Origin of the sequence: Bradyrhizobium sp. STM 3809 (assembly GCF_000239795.1) — a bacterium.
In the GTDB taxonomy this organism is placed as follows: domain Bacteria; phylum Pseudomonadota; class Alphaproteobacteria; order Rhizobiales; family Xanthobacteraceae; genus Bradyrhizobium.
In genome coordinates this window covers 1-14,402 of sequence record NZ_CAFJ01000181.1, presented here as the reverse complement: position 1 = coordinate 14,402, position 14,402 = coordinate 1, and the positions used below count along the sequence as shown (strand labels likewise).

Genomic DNA, 14,402 nt, shown 5'->3' with positions numbered 1-14,402 from the left:
TTGACGGTTGTGCACGGCGATAGAACGAGACGATCCTCCATGAATTCTTTACTCGTGTTCATGGTCGGTGTGCAGCACGGTGCGTGCTGCCAGCTCATGGTGAGGAGCGCCGCAGGCGCGTCTCGAACCATGAGGCCACGATCGGGGCCTCGCCCTTCGAGACGCCCGCCTCTGGCGGGCTCCTCAGGGTGAGGGTTGAGGTGCGTAGGACGGATTGGCGCAGCGTAATCCGCCGTGCTGGCAGCAGCGACATCACGCACGACGTTGCTTGCGCGCTGGCTGTAACTGGGGCCTGGGTGGCGGATTGCGCTTCGCTGATCCGCCCTACGCTCTGTGAGCTGTCAATCGCCAGAGTTCAGTCATTACGCTCGCATTCGTCCTGCTGCTGCGCTCGCCATAGAGCCACGTAAGACCAGAGGAAGATGACCAGCGAGATGCAGGCACAGGCCAGACTGATCTCCCGGCTGAAGGTCCATTTCTCCAGCCAAACGACGTCGCCGTTGGGATTTGCAAGAATGCTCTCGGCCCGATCGAGATGGTATGGCGTGGAGATGGCGAGGTAGCGCCACGTCGCGACCAGAAAGCTGACGAACGAAATTCCGGTGAAGACTGCCGAAATGCGCATCGGCGCTTGACCTAGTTTGCCTTGGACAGCGCTGGGCTGCGTGCCGCCACGCAGGGCACCTTCGCAAACCCGCGAAACCTCACCCGTCCGCCGCGCACCGGCTCCCCGTCCAGCTGATAGTCCGGAAAACGCGCCACGAACCGTCCGATCGCCACCGCGCCCTCCAGCCGCGCCAGCGCCATGCCCGCGCATTGATGCGCGCCGGTGCCGAAAGCCAGGTGGCGGTTGGCGAGGCGGGTGATGTCGAAGCGTTCGGGATCGTCGAACTGGGCGGGGTCGCGGTTGGCGGCGCCGATGCACAGGGTGACGGAGGTGCCGGGCGCCAGCGTGAGGCCGCCGAGCTCGACGGCTTCCGTGGTCATGCGGTTGCCGAGCTGGTTGGAGCTTTCGTAGCGCAGGATCTCCTCGACGGCGGTGCGGATCAAGGCGGGGGCCTCGATCAGCTTCTTGCGCTCGGCCGGATGCTGGCACAGCAGCACCAGGCCGTTGCCGATCAGGTTGGTGGTGGTCTCGTGCCCGGCGTTGAGCAGGAAGATGCAGTTGTGCAAGAGCTCCTTCTCGCTGAGCCGCTCGCCATTGGACTCGCCTTGGATCAGCCGCGTCAGCACGTCGCGCTCGGGATTGCCGGGCGCGGCGCGGCGGCGCGCGACCAGCGTCTGCAGATAGTCCAGGAAGTCGCCGACGGCCTGGTTGCCGCGGGCAAGCTGCTCTGCTGTCAGCACCGGCTCCAGCGCGCCGAGAATGGCGAGCGACCAGTCGCGCAAGGGCCCGCGCTCCTCATGCGGCACGCCGAGCAGATTGCCGATCACCTCGATCGGAATCGCCGCGGCAAAATCCTCGATCAGCTCGAAGCGCTGCTTTGCGGCGATGCGATCCAGCAGGCCGTCGACCAGCGCGATCAGCGCCGGCTCCATCTCCGCGATCGCGCGCGGCGACAGCGCGCCCATGATCAGGCGGCGGACGCGCGTATGCGACGGCGGATCGTTGAACACGAGGCTCGTGGTGTGGTGCTCGTAGAGCAGCGAAGCGCCGTATTTCGGCGCGAACTCGCGCGTCTTGTCCGACGAGAACGCCTTCGTCGTCTTGTAGGCGGTGACGAGATCGTCGTATCGCGTCAGAAAATAGGAGCCGTTGCGCATCCGCTTGACCGGCGCATGCTGGCGCAGCGCGCGATAGGTCGGGTAGGGGTCGGCGTAGAAGCCGGGCGTCAGGCGCTCGAGATCGAACTCCTCGGCGAGCGCTGCGGCGTCGGTCATCTCTGGTCCTCCCGGTCGAGTCTTCGTGGTTGCCGCGAGCGTGGCACGGTCCGCGACGGAAGAAAATGCGCCGGCTGGTGTCCACCCGCGCCGGCACCACCCCAGCGTGCCGCAGAACCGCCTTGTTGCTGCGGTACAAAATTGCGGTCGGCGCTGCCGCTCGCTCTCCAGCATTATCAAGGACTTGGTCGCCAGACGCCGCTGCGTTGCGGCATATTTCTTGACATGGATCAAGTGAGTATTTACTCACGGGCGATGTCCAGTTTGCGCATGACAAGCGATCTCCGGAGGCAGCTGATCCTCGGAGCGGCCAAGCGCTGCTTCGCGCGTCACGGCTATGCCGGTACGACGACCAAGAGCGTGGCCGCGGCGGCCGCGATCTCGGAAGCGCTGCTGTTCAAGCATTTCCCGTCGAAGGCGGCGCTCTACGCCGAGATCCTCACCGAGCAATGCGAGGCCGATCCGGATTTCGAGCTGCTGCTCGGCCAGGAACCTTCGACCGCGACGCTGGTCAAGATGATGGCCGGCATGGTCCGGCATTTCCTCGGCATCGCCGACGGGCCCGATGACGAGGAAGAGCAGCGGCTGCGGCTGATGGCGTCGAGCCATCTCGATGATGGCGAGTTCGCGCGGCTGCTCTACGCGAAGATCGATGATCTGATCGGCGCCAAGTTCGTTAACTGCCTGGAGAGCGCAGTGGCTGCCGGTGATGCCGTGCCCCTCGCGGCGGCGCCGCGCGATCTGTTCTGGTTCGCGCATCACACCGTGCTGATGGCCGCGCTGACGCGGCTTCCCGCGACGCCCTGCGTGTCCTATGGAACCGCAACGCGCCTGGAGCACCAGCTCAGCGAGTTCATCCTGCGCGGCATCGGACTGACCGACGCCGCGATTGCGTGCTATCTCGACCACGAATTGTCGCAACCCCCGGCCCGGCCGGCGACGGCAGAAAGTGCATGACATGAACATTGCGACGGAACCCAAGCTCTCCGGAAAGCCGATCGACGACAAGCCGCGCAAGCGCACCCGCCCGGTGCTCTGGTTCATCGTGGTCGGCCTGCTGCTCGCGGGGCTCGTCGGCGGCCTCGTGTGGTTCAACATGTTCCGCGACAAGATGATCGCGCAGTTCTTCGCCAACATGAAGCCGCCGCCGCTCAACGTCAGCATTGCGACCGCGACGGCGGAAACCGTGCCGAACCTGTTGACCGCGGTCGGCGATCTCGCGGCCGTGCATCAGGTCAACGTGACCGCGGACGCCTCGGGCCGCATCACCGACATCATGTTCACGCCGGGCACGACGGTGAAGCAGGGCACGCCGCTGGTGCAGCTCTATGACGCGCCGGAGCAGGGCGACCTCGCGAACTTTAAGGCCCAGGTCACCGTGGCGCAGCTGTCGCTCGACCGCGCCAAGCAGCTCGCCTCGCGCCAGTTCGGTCCGCAGGCGACCGTCGACCAGGCCCAGGCCGCCTACGACCAGGCCCAGGCCGGCGTCGCCAAGACCGAGGCGCTGATCGCGCAGAAACTGGTGCGCGCGCCGTTCGACGGCGAACTCGGCGTCCGCAAGGTCGATCTCGGCCAGTATCTCTCGGCCGGCACGCAGATCGTGTCGCTGACCGATCTCTCGCAGCTGTGGGTCAACTTCACGGTGACGGAGAAGGATTCGGGCCAGCTCAAGGTCGGGCAGGTCGTGCGCGTCACCGTCGACGCCTATCCGGGCAAGACCTTCGAGGGCAAGATCACGACGATCGAGCCGCAGATCGCGACCGACACCCGCAACATCCGCGTGCAGGGCACGATCGCCAATCCCGAGCATATCCTCAAGCCGGGCATGTTCGCCACGACCACCGTGGTGCTGCCGGACAAGCCGCCGGTGCTGACCGTGCCGGAGACGGCGGTCGACTACACGCTGTATGGCGACTCGGTGTTCGTCATCAACGAAAAGAAGACCGACGACGGCAAGACGACGCTGGTGGCGGACCGCACCTACGTCCAGACCGGCGATCGCGTCAACGGCCGTGCTGAGATCCTGAAGGGCCTGAAGGAAGGCGACCGGGTCGTCGCCGTCGGTCAGTTGAAAATCCAGTCGGGCGCCGCGGTCGCGATCTCGACCGATCCGCCGCCTCCGGTGCCGGCGAAGCCGCCGCGCTACTAAGCGATCCTCTGAGCCAACACGGGCCGCCCTCCCGGCGGCCCGTCCGGACCTCATCTGCCTCCTGCTGACGGGACTGCCGCGATGCGTTTCACCGATATCTTCATCAAGCGCCCGGTGCTGTCGGTCGTGGTCAGCATGCTCATCCTGCTGCTCGGCCTGCGCGCGGCGTTCGTGCTGCCGATCCGGCAATATCCGAAGCTGTCGAACACGGTCGTCAACGTCACGACGGTCTATCCCGGCGCCTCCGCCGACCTGATCCAGGGCTTCATCACGACGCCGCTGGAGCAGGCGGTCGCCTCGGCCGAGGGCGTCGACTACATCACCTCGTCCTCGGTGCAGGGCACCAGCACGATCCAGGTGTTCATCAAGCTCAATTTCGATCCAAGCCAGGCGCTCACCGAGGTGCTCGCCAAGGTGAACTCGGTCCGCTACCTCATCCCGAAGGAGTCCAACGACCCGATCGTCACCAAGACCACCGGCCAGACCACGTCGGTGATGTATCTCGGCTTCTCCAGCGAGGAGCTATCGGGCTCGGCGATCTCGGACTATCTCACGCGCGTGGTGCAGCCGGTGCTGTCGACGGTGGACGGCGTTGCCGCCGCCAACATCCTCGGCGGCCAGACCTTCGCGATGCGGATCTGGCTCAATCCGGAGAAGATGGCCGGCCGCAACGTCTCGCCGACCGACGTCGCATCCGCGATCGCGGCCAACAACTTCCAGTCCGCGGCCGGCCAGGCCAAGGGCTATTTCATCGTCTCCAACGTCACGACCAACACCGGCCTGACCGACGTCAATCAGTTCAAGCGGATGATCGTCAAGGCCAAGGACGGCGGCTTCGTGCGCATGGAGGACATCGCCACCGTCGAGCTCGCCGCGCAGAGCACCGATGCCAGCGTCGCCTTCAACGGCGAGCGCGCCATCTTCATCGGCGTCGACGCGACGCCGCAGGGCAACCCGCTCAACATCGTCAAGGGCGTGCGCGCGCTGTTCCCCGACCTCGAGCGCAATCTGCCGCCGTCGATGAAGATGAAGGTGGCCTATGATTCCACCAAGTTCATCCAGTCGTCGATCGACGAGGTCGAGCACACGCTCGGCGAAGCCGTGCTGATCGTCATCGTCGTGATCTTCCTGTTCCTGGCGTCGCTGCGCTCGGTCATCATTCCCGTGGTGACGATCCCGCTGTCGCTGATCGGCGTCTGCACCATGATGCTGGCGTTCGGCTTCTCCATCAACCTGCTGACCTTGCTGGCGATGGTGCTGGCGATCGGCCTCGTGGTCGACGACGCCATCGTCGTGGTGGAGAACATCCACCGCCACCTGGAGGAGGGCAAGGCGCCGGTCCAGGCCGCGCTGCAGGGTGCGCGCGAGATCGTCGGCCCGGTCATCTCGATGACCATCACCCTGGCCGCCGTGTATGCGCCGATCGGATTCCAGAGCGGCCTGACCGGCTCGCTGTTTCGCGAGTTCGCCTTCACGCTGGCCGGCTCCGTGATCGTCTCGGGCGTCATCGCGCTGACGCTGTCGCCGATGATGTGCTCGGTGCTGCTGCGCAGCGCGGAGGAGGGCCGCTTCGCGCGGCTCGTGAACCGGGTGTTCGGCGCGATGACGCGCTGGTATGGCCGAAAGCTCGACCGCTCGCTCGACTACCGCCCGGTGACGGCACTGTTCGCGGTGACCATGCTCGGCCTGTCGGCCTTCCTCTGGCTGCATACGGCGGCCGAGCTCGCGCCGGAGGAGGATCAGGGCATCGTGTTCTCGATCACCAAGGCGCCGAAATACGCCAACATCGACTACATCAATTTCTACACCGACAAGCTCGACAAGGCGTTCCAGAAGTTCCCCGAGACCGACCTGCGCTTCGTGCTGAACGGCATCAACGGCCCGCAGGGCGGCTTCGCCGGCATGCTGCTCAAGCCCTGGGACGAGCGCACGCGCTCGTCGATCAAGCTGAAGCCGCTGGTGCAGGCGGAGCTTTCGAAGATCGAGGGCATCAACGCCTTCGCCTTCAACCTGCCGGCGCTGCCGGGCGGTCCCGGCGGCCTGCCGGTGCAGATGGTGATCAGCTCGACCAACGGCTTCCAGGCGGTCTATGACCAGATGGCCAAGCTGAAGGCGGCGGCGCGCAAGAGCGGCATGTTCATCGTCTCCGACAGCGACCTCGAGTTCAACCAGCCGGTGGTGAAGGTCTGGATCAACCGCAGCAAGGCGAGCGATCTCGGCATCAACATGCAGTCGATCGGCAACACGCTCGCGGTGCTGCTCGGCGGCAACTACATCAACCGCTTCAACCTCGAGGGCCGCTCCTACCAGGTGATCCCGCAGGTGCCGCGCGACAAGCGGCTGTCGCCGGATTCGCTCGCCGGCTACTACGTCGCCACCGCCGCCGGCCAGCAGGTGCCGTTGTCGACCGTGGTGAGCATCGAGACCGCGACCGACCCGAACTCGCTGACGCATTACAACCAGCTCAACTCGGCGACGTTCTCGGCCGTGCCGATGCCCGGCGTCACCGTCGGTCAGGCGGTCGACTTCCTGGAGAAAGAGGCCAAGAACCTGCCGTCGGGCTTCAGCCACGACTATCTCGCCGATGCCCGGCAATACGTCCAGGAGGGCAATCAGCTCACCGTCACCTTCGCTTTCGCGCTGATCATCATCTTCCTGGTGCTGGCGGCGCAATTCGAGAGCCTGCGCGATCCCTTCGTCATCATGGTCAGCGTGCCCATGGCGATCGTCGGCGCGCTGATCCCGCTGTTCTTCGGGCTCGCGACCATGAACATCTACACCAAGGTCGGCCTGCTCACCCTGGTCGGGCTGATCACCAAGCACGGCATCCTGATGGTGGAGTTCGCCAACGAGCTGCAGCAGAAGGAGGGGCTCGACCGGCGCACCGCGATCGCGCAGGCCGCGCGCATCCGCCTGCGGCCGATCCTGATGACGACGGCGGCGATGGTCACCGGTCTGATTCCGCTCTTGACCGCGTCCGGCGCCGGCGCCGCCAGCCGGTTCTCGATCGGCCTCGTCGTCGTCGCCGGCATGTCGATCGGCACGCTGTTCACGCTGTTCGTGCTGCCCGCCGTCTACACCGTCATCGCCACCGACCACCAGGCCGCCGCCAAGTCCAGGCGCGCCCAGGAGATCGCGGCGTTCGACGCCGAGACGGAGCACGCGCTGAAGCCGACGTGAGCGGGCGCTCGGTTGACAAATCAACGGCGGCTGCCTCGGTAGCCGCCGTTTTGTTTTGAGCTGTGCTTCAACACCCCGCGCTGTCGTCCCGGCCTTGAGCCGGGACCCATAGCCACAGGCCGTGATTTGAGGCAGGCGCGGAGTGACCTTCTCGCGCAACAACGACCGACGGTGGTTATGGGTCCCGGCTCGGAGGCCGGGACGACAGCGGAGGGTGGGGCGCCGCGCAACGCCTCACTCCTCCTGCTGTGGGTCCAGCGCGTCGCGCAGGCCGTCGCCCAGCAGATTGAGCGACAGCACGACCAGGAAGATCGCCAGCCCCGGCCAGATCGCCATCCACGGCGCGTTGGTGAGGAAGCGCTGGGCGGCGTTGAGCATGCTGCCCCAGGACGGCGCCGGCGGCTGCTGGCCCAACCCCAGGAACGACAGCGCGGCCTCGGCGATGATGGCGGCGGCGACCGACAGGGTCGCCTGCACCAGCAGCGCCGGCATGATGTTCGGCAGGATGTGCCGGACCGCGATCTGCAGGTCGGTGTCGCCGACGCTGCGCGCGGCCTCGACATACTCCTCGACCTTGACGCTCAGAACCTCGCCGCGCGTCAGCCGGACGAAGATGGGCGTCGCCGAGATGCCGATCGCGATCATCGCGTTGCCGAGGCTCGGCCCGAGGAACGCAGCGAGCGCAATCGCGAGTATCAGGAACGGGCAGGCCAGCATCGCATCGGTGATGCGGCTGATCAGGGCATCGATGAAGCCGCCGCGATAGCCCGCGAGCATGCCGATGGGAACGCCGATCGACAGCGCGATCACGACCGAGATCGCGCCGGCCAGCAGCGAGGCGCGCGCGCCATAGATGACGCGGGCCAGCACGTCGCGGCCGAGATCGTCGGTGCCGAACCAATGCGCCGCCGAGGGCGCCTTGCGCACCAGCGTCCAGCTCGTCTTGATCGGATCGTAGGGCGCCACCAGCGGCGCTGATACGGCGAGCAGGATGAAGATTGTGATCAGGCCGAGCCCGACCATCGCGCCCCTGCGCCTGACCAGGCGGCGCCAGGTGCGCTGCATCGGCCGTTCGAGCGGGGCGAGGGTGCGGATGCCTGATGCTGACAGCGTCGTCTCGGCCATGTCAGCTCCTCAAGCGCGGATTGACGAGCACATAAGCGAGATCGGCGATCAGGTTGAGCAGGATGTAGACGGTGGCGGTGACCAGCACGACGCCCTGCACGACCGCGTAGTCGCGGTTGAACACGGCATCGACGATCAGCTTGCCGAAGCCGGGGATGGAGAAGATCTGCTCGGTCAGCACCGCGCCCGAGAGCAGCGTGCCGAGCTCGAGCGCGCCCAGCGTGATGACGGGCGTCAAGGCATTGCGCAGTGCGTGGCGCAGGATGACCTGCCGCTCGGAAATGCCCTTCGCGCGCGCGGTGCGGATGTAATCGCTGCTCAGCACCTGCAGCATGGCGCTGCGGGTGTGACGCATCAGGATCGCGGCGATGGCGTTGCCGAGCACGAAGGCCGGCATGATGGTCGCGGCGAGGCTGGCGCGCCAGTCCTCGGCCAGCGAGACATAGCCGGAGGGGGGCAGCCAGCCGAGCTGGATCGAGAACACGAAGATCAGCATGATGCCGAGCCAGAAGTTCGGCGTCGATATGCCCCACAGCGCGAACAGATTTGCGGCGTAGTCCCATCCTGTGCCGCGCTTCACCGCGGAGACGATGCCGGCGGGAATGCCGATCAGGAACGCGATGACGATCGCCATCGATGCGAGCTGCAAGGTCACAGGAAGCTTCTGCAGGATGAGGTCGCGCACCGGCATCTTGATGCGCAGGGACTCGCCGAAATCGCCCGACAGCACGCCCTTGATCCAGTAGCCGTATTGCACGGGCAGCGGCTGGTCGAGGCGATACTGCTTGCGGATCTGCTCGATGACCGCGGGATCACGCTCCTCGCCGGCCATCACGAGGGCAGGGTCGCCGGGCAAGAGCTGCTGCAGCGAGAAGATCAGGATCGAGACGAAGATCAGGGTCGGGATGATCTGCGCGAGCCGGCGCGCGAGGAAGGTCAGCATGGTGTGCTCGCCTGTCTCCTGGTCGTCATGGCCGGGCTTGTCCCGGCCATCCACGTCGTTCGGCGTCCGGGGCACGACGTGGATGCCCGGGACGAGCCCGGGCATGACGGCGTCACTAACTGCCAGGATCCTTCGCTGTGACGGCTCTGCATCTTGGTATGACAGCGAGGTCGGAGTGCGTGGCGCCCCTCTCCCCAACCCTCCCCCACAAGGGCAGGGCTATCGAATATGACGGTCGCAGCTTTGTGCCCGTCTCTTTCCACGTCGTCATGGCCGGGCTTGTCCCGGCCATCCACGTCGGCCGGCATGCTGAGAACGACGTGGATGCCCGGGACGAGCCCGGGCATGACGGAGTAACATAATCGGCAGGATCGCTCGTTGTGAGAGCTCGCATCCCCATATGCGATTCCCCTGCCCACAAGGGGGGAGGGAGCGCAGCGCGCGCGGGGCGTCGCTGTCGCGTCCCAACAGGCAGGGGCCACGTCAGCGCTCACTTCAGCTTCAGTCCCACAACGCGCAGCAGGCCGTCCGGCATCGGCTTGAAGCCTTCCAGCTTCGTGGTCTGCGCAAACAGGAACTTGCGGTGATAGAGATACAGGATCGGCTCATCGGCCTGCTGCTCGCGCACCAGCGTCTCGTAGATCGCCTTTCGCTTGGCCGGGTCGGTGACGAGGCGCGCGTCCTCCAGCGCCTTGTCGGCGGCAGCGTTGCTCCAGGCGCTGTAGTTGAGCGCCGCGCCCGAGTGCAGATGGTTGTAGGTGTTGCCGTCGGGATCGCTGCGGCCGCTCCATTCCAGCATGTAGGCCTGGTACTCGCCGGCCTCGGCCTGCTTCAGGGAGGTGGCGAACTCGGTGATGCGGATCTTCAGGTCGAAGCCGGCTTCTGCCGCCATCGCCTGCAGCACCTGCGCGGCGGCCTCGCTCTCGCTCTCCTTCGGCACCATGAAGTCGACGGTGACGGGCGGCGTCACGCCGGCTTCCTTCAAGAGCGCCTTGGCCTTCTCGACGTCGCGGCCGCGCACCGGGAAGGCGGACTGATAATAGGGATTCTCGGGATTGACGAACTGATTGCCCGGCTTGAACTCGCCGTTGAAGACCACCTGGTTGAGCGCCTCGCGGTCGATCGACAGATCCAGCGCCTGCCGCACCTTGGCCGACTGGCTGAGCGGGCCCTTCGTCTTGTCCTTGCCGATATTCAGCGTCATGCCGCGATAGCCGAGGCTCGTCGCGGTCGAAAGCTTCAGGCGCTTGTCGCTGGTGACGTCCTTGATGTCGGTGGCGAGCAGCCGCTCGATCATGTCGAGGCTGCCGGACTTGAGGTTCGCCAGCCGCACCGTGGCGTCGACGATCGGCTGATACACGATCTTGTCGATGAAGACGTTGTCCTTGTTCCAGTAGTCGGCGAACTTCTCGAACACGATGCGGTCCTGCTGGACGCGCTCGACGAATTTGTAGGGGCCTGCGCAGACCGGGTGCAGGCCGAACTTGTCGCCGGCCTCCTTGGCCGCCTTCGGCGACACCATCATGCCGGCGCGGTCGGTGAGCTGGGCAATCAGCGGCGAGAACGGCGCCTTCAGCACCAGCTTGATCGTCAGGGGATCGACGATGTCGACGTGATCGACTGAGGCGAGCTCGGGCTTGCGGAACGAGCCGGGAAAGGTGAGGTGGCGGTCGATCGAGAACTTCGCCGCCTCGGCGTCGAACGGCTCGCCGTCGTGAAACTTGACGCCGGGCCGCAGCTTGATCGTGACCTCCTTGCCGTCGGCCGAGGTCTCGTGAGACAGCGCGAGCTGCGGCACGATGTTAAGCTTCTCGTCGATGTCGAACAGCTTGTCACAGGTTGCGGCGAAGACGATGCGGCCGACATAGGTGCGGGCCATGGTCGGGTCGAGTACGTCGGGATCCTCGGCGAGGCCGATGCGCAACGTGGTCTGCGCCTGGGCGGCCGTCCCGCAAGCGCCCATGACGACGGCCGCGACCGCGGCGAAGCACCAGATCTTCCTCAGCATACCAAGTCCCCTACGTCGATTCAGCCTGCGTTATTGCACTATCCGTACCAACACCGCTCATCTCCGGTCCTTCCGCGGGTCATGTCGGGTTCGCCTGCGCCGCGGCGATGCCGGCGTCGATGGTGGCGCGGTCAGTCACCCCGGCGGGATTGTCGCGCGTCGGCATGAACTGCCGGAACACCGCCCAATGCCTGCGGCTCACGCTCTCCAGCCGTTCCAGTTCGGCAAGCGGATCGGCGTGGTCGTCGACGCGCAGATCGAGCTCGGACCATTCCTCCTTGCCGTGGACGAGGAGGGCGGCCGACTGCCGGCCGCGCTTGTCGCCGCCGGCGGCCTCGCCGGCCTTCATCGCCGCGATCAGCCGCTGGGCGAGGGGCAGGCCGCTGCCGGCGAGAAAGGCATTGGCGGTCTCGTTCAGCACCTGCGGGCCGGCCAGCATGTTGCCGGCGATCGAAAACCCCTGGCCTTCGAGATGACCGCACCAGTCGATACAGTCGCGGCCGGTATGCGCTGCGATCTGGCCGTTGCGGTCGAGGATGTGGATCTGCCGGCTCTCGCGCCCGGGATCGGCTGATGTGAGCAGCTGCACGATGTCGTGCGGGTGCCGGCCGTCGCGCAGCAGCGTCGCGCCGTCGATGCCGTAATAGGGATTGACCAGCGCCTGGGTGGCGATGCCGCCCTGGCCCGCCACGATGAACGGCACGCGCGCGCCGACGGCGAAGAAGCGCGTGGCGACGGCGATGCCGATCTGGCCGGTTGAATCGTCCTTGGCAATGATCGACCAGGTCATCGGCTTGCTCTCAGCGTCCCGCGGCGTAGCCCTGCATGCCCCGGGGATTGGCGGCGGCGCGGCGGCGGCGGCCGACCCGCGAGGCGGCCGTGAGGCGCCCCTCCGACCAGTCGGGGCCGACCTCGACGATATGGCCGCGGCGGCGCAGTTCCTCGATGGTCGCCTTGGGGACGCGGCCCTCCACGACGAGCACGCCGGGGCGCGCGGTGCGCGGCCAGAACGAGATCGGGAAATGCTCGGAGTGCCAGGCCGGAGCATCGATCGATTCCTGCAGGTTCATGCCGGAATGGACGTGGCGCAGGAAGAACTGCGTGTTCCACTGGTCCTGCTGGTCGCCGCCGGGCGAGCCCCAGGCGACGTAAGGTTCGCCGTCGCGCAGCGCCATGGTCGGCGACAAGGTCGTGCGCGGCCGCTTGCCCGGCACCAGCGCCGCCGGATGATCCTCCTCCAGCCAGAACATCTGCGCGCGTGTGCCCAGGCAGAAGCCGAGCTCGGGAATGACCGGCGAGGATTGCAGCCAGCCGCCGGAGGGCGTTGCCGAGATCATGTTGCCGTCGCGGTCGATGATGTCGAAATGCACGGTGTCGCCGCGCACCTCGCCGAAGCGGCCGACGGTCGGCTCGCCCGAGCCCATCGCGCCGACGGCCTCGCGGCCGCCTTTCGCCTCGCGCAGCTTCACCTTGGCGCCGTAGCCGTCGAGCGTGCCGGGGCACAGCTCCAGCGAGGCCTTGTCCGTGATCAGCTTGCGGCGCTCATCATTGTAGGCATCCGACAGCAGCGTCTCGATCGGGATGTCGGCAAAATTCGGATCGCCGTAGAACGCCTCGCGATCGGCGAAGGCGAGCTTGGCGGCCTCGATCTGCCAATGGATGAAATCGGGGCCGGTCGGATCGAGGCCGTCGAGCGCAAAGCCCTTCAGCAGCGCGAGCTGTTGCAGCAGCACAGGGCCCTGGCTCCAGACGCCGGCCTTGCAGACGGTGTAGCGGCCATACTGATAGGTCAGCGGCGCCTCGATGGTCGGCTGCCAGCGCGCCATGTCGTCGGCCGTAAGCACGCCCTTGTGACGCGTGCCGGAGACGTCCATCACCTCCTGCGTCCGGCAGAAGCGGTCGATCGCCTCCGCAACGAAGCCCTGCGACCACGCCTTGCGGGCGCGCTCGATCTGCGCGTCGCGATTCTCCCCGGCGCTCTCGGCCTCGCTCAGGATTCGCGCGTAGGTCTCGGCGAGCTTGGGATTGGTGAACAGCGTGCCGGGTTTCGGCACGGCGCCGTTCGGCAGATAGAGCGCGGCCGAGGTCGGCCAATGCGTCTTGAACAGCTGCTCGACGGTCTGGATGGTCGCTGAGATGCGCTCGACCAGCGGATAGCCGTCGCGCGCGTAGGCGATCGCCGGCTCCAGCACGTCGCGCAGCCGCATCGTGCCGTAGTCGCGCAGCAGCAGCATCCAGGAGTCGAAGGTGCCGGGGACGCAAGCCGCGAGCAGTCCGGTGCCGGGCACCATCTCGAGCCCCTCGCGCTTGTAATGCGCGATGGTCGCGCCGGCCGGAGCCGGGCCCTGGCCGCAGATCACCTCGGTGCGGCCGCGCTTGACGTCGTGCAGGATGATCGGCACGTCGCCGCCGGGGCCGTTGAGATGCGGCTCGACGACCTGCAAGGTGAAGGCCGCCGCGACGCCGGCATCGAACGCGTTGCCGCCGCGCTCCAGCATCGCCATGCCGACGGCGGTGGCGAGCCAGTGCGTCGAGGTGACGACGCCGAACGTGCCGTCGATCTCGGGGCGGGTGGTGAAGGGATCGGGGTTGATGAAGCTCATGGCGCCCTTTGATCTGCGTAATCAGTTGCCGTCATTGCGAGCGATAACGAAGCAATCCAGGGCCCAGGATGCCGCCCCTGGATTGCTTCGTCGCTTCGCTCCTCGCAATGACGACCTCGTTCAAGATTATGCCGCGCGGCCTTCACGCAACCGATGCGGTCGGAACGGCCGCGCTTGCCGGCTGGTTCACTGCATGGCACGCAACGCCGCCGATCAACTCAGGTGATTTCTGCCGGCACAGATCGAACGCCAACGGACAGCGCGGGTTGAAGGTGCAGCCCGACGGCGGATTGATGGGGTTGGGGATCTCGCCCTTGACCGGAATGCGCTGGCGGCCGGACATCGACAAATCCGGCACCGCGCCGAGCAGCATCTTGGTGTAGGGCATGCGCGGATCGTTGAAGAGCTGGCGTCCCTCCGCGATCTCGACGATGCGGCCGAGATACATCACGCCGATGCGGCTCGCCATGTGGCGCACGACCGCGAGATTGTGGCTGATGAACAGATAGGTCA

At 66.4% G+C, this 14,402-nt stretch carries 11 protein-coding genes; 3 read left to right on the top strand and 8 right to left on the bottom strand.

Features of this window, described 5'->3' with window-relative positions:
* Nucleotides 1–355 precede the first annotated feature (355 nt).
* Both BRAS3809_RS09990 and BRAS3809_RS09985 read right to left on the bottom strand, forming a co-directional pair.
* Nucleotides 356–625 carry a hypothetical protein gene (locus BRAS3809_RS09990; RefSeq protein ID WP_008961964.1) on the bottom strand — a complete coding sequence of 90 codons (270 nt, stop codon included), beginning with the start codon at nucleotides 623–625 and terminating at the stop codon, nucleotides 356–358.
* Nucleotides 626–636: 11 nt separating this feature from the next.
* Entirely contained in the window at nucleotides 637–1,881 is a 1,245-nt protein-coding gene (locus BRAS3809_RS09985; RefSeq protein ID WP_008961963.1) for a cytochrome P450, read from the bottom strand.
* Nucleotides 1,882–2,151: 270 nt separating this feature from the next.
* Here BRAS3809_RS09985 and BRAS3809_RS09980 point away from each other — a divergent pair, with 270 nt between their 5' ends.
* The 3 genes from BRAS3809_RS09980 (at nucleotide 2,152) to BRAS3809_RS09970 (ending at nucleotide 7,210) form a co-directional block, all read left to right on the top strand.
* Nucleotides 2,152–2,838, top strand: coding sequence for a TetR/AcrR family transcriptional regulator (locus BRAS3809_RS09980; RefSeq protein ID WP_008961962.1), 687 nt, complete (start codon nucleotides 2,152–2,154; stop codon nucleotides 2,836–2,838).
* 1 nt (nucleotide 2,839) lies between these two features.
* Nucleotides 2,840–4,030, top strand: coding sequence for an efflux RND transporter periplasmic adaptor subunit (locus BRAS3809_RS09975; RefSeq protein ID WP_008961961.1), 1,191 nt, complete (start codon nucleotides 2,840–2,842; stop codon nucleotides 4,028–4,030).
* Nucleotides 4,031–4,111: 81 nt separating this feature from the next.
* The gene (locus BRAS3809_RS09970; RefSeq protein WP_008961960.1) at nucleotides 4,112–7,210 is read left to right on the top strand and encodes a multidrug efflux RND transporter permease subunit; all 3,099 of its coding nucleotides are present in this window, start codon (nucleotides 4,112–4,114) and stop codon (nucleotides 7,208–7,210) included.
* Nucleotides 7,211–7,444: 234 nt separating this feature from the next.
* Here BRAS3809_RS09970 and BRAS3809_RS09965 read toward each other — a convergent pair whose 3' ends face one another.
* From BRAS3809_RS09965 to BRAS3809_RS09935, 6 genes are all read right to left on the bottom strand, one after another.
* Complete coding sequence (locus BRAS3809_RS09965; protein ID WP_008961959.1) at nucleotides 7,445–8,275, bottom strand: ABC transporter permease; 831 nt, start codon at nucleotides 8,273–8,275, stop codon at nucleotides 7,445–7,447.
* A gap of 61 nt (nucleotides 8,276–8,336) precedes the next feature.
* Nucleotides 8,337–9,278 (bottom strand): ABC transporter permease, encoded by a 942-nt coding sequence (locus BRAS3809_RS09960; RefSeq protein ID WP_008961958.1) that lies wholly within the window; start codon nucleotides 9,276–9,278, stop codon nucleotides 8,337–8,339.
* A gap of 490 nt (nucleotides 9,279–9,768) precedes the next feature.
* Nucleotides 9,769–11,241 carry an ABC transporter substrate-binding protein gene (locus BRAS3809_RS09950; protein ID WP_008961957.1) on the bottom strand — a complete coding sequence of 491 codons (1,473 nt, stop codon included), beginning with the start codon at nucleotides 11,239–11,241 and terminating at the stop codon, nucleotides 9,769–9,771.
* Nucleotides 11,242–11,365: 124 nt separating this feature from the next.
* Nucleotides 11,366–12,076, bottom strand: a complete 711-nt coding sequence (locus tag BRAS3809_RS09945) for a DUF1028 domain-containing protein (protein WP_008961956.1) — start codon at nucleotides 12,074–12,076, stop codon at nucleotides 11,366–11,368.
* Between the two features lie 10 nt (nucleotides 12,077–12,086).
* Nucleotides 12,087–13,889, bottom strand: coding sequence for a gamma-glutamyltransferase family protein (locus BRAS3809_RS09940; RefSeq protein ID WP_008961955.1), 1,803 nt, complete (start codon nucleotides 13,887–13,889; stop codon nucleotides 12,087–12,089).
* Nucleotides 13,890–14,031: 142 nt separating this feature from the next.
* The coding region (locus BRAS3809_RS09935; RefSeq protein WP_035655922.1) for an oligopeptide/dipeptide ABC transporter ATP-binding protein at nucleotides 14,032–14,402 on the bottom strand (371 nt) is incomplete at its 5' end.